Source organism: Halomonas sp. ND22Bw, assembly GCF_003011945.1.
Taxonomy (GTDB): Bacteria; Pseudomonadota; Gammaproteobacteria; order Pseudomonadales; family Halomonadaceae; genus Halomonas; species Halomonas halophila.
This window is the reverse complement of record NZ_PXWD01000115.1, coordinates 1-490: the sequence shown is the minus strand read 5'-3', so window position 1 is coordinate 490 and position 490 is coordinate 1. Positions and strand designations below refer to the sequence as shown.

The 490-nt window shown below is 55.7% G+C and carries 1 protein-coding gene; it reads right to left on the bottom strand.

Going from position 1 to position 490, the window contains the following annotated elements:
• Window positions 1-284: 284 nt before the first annotated feature.
• Window positions 285-490 (bottom strand): hypothetical protein (locus CVH10_RS26605; RefSeq protein WP_219924740.1); only part of this gene is annotated, 206 nt, incomplete at its 5' end.

Here is a 490-nt window from a genome sequence, read left to right as displayed (position 1 = left end):
AGGGTCCAATCGAGGATGAGCAGGTCGTAGGTCTGCTGGCGAAGCTCGCGCAGCAACGATCGGCCATCGGAAAAGCCATGGCATTCATGGCCGATGCCTTCCATCGTCGACTTGATCAGGTCGAGTTGACCTGGTTCGTCATCCAGTGCAGCTATGCGCATTGTTTATCACTCCCTTGATCGACGTCACGGGTCTAGGCGCCCGATACGTCGGAGACCATTGTGGCAAGGATTGCAACTGTCAACTAGTGATCGGAACGAAATCCCAATGGTTAACAATTGTCATTAAGTGCCAAATTTGCGTTTTGAGCCCTTGCTGTTTCGGGTGTGTTTGGTGGCGTGCTTAAAGTTCGCCGCGATCGGCCGATGCCGGAAACAGGGGAAGCCGTGTCGAGAGTTTTGTTTTTCATGCCGGGTCGATTGCAGGGCGCGGTGGTCATGTTGCTGGCCGCCGTGTTCCTGGCGGGCTGCACAGCCCCGTTGAGTGAGGG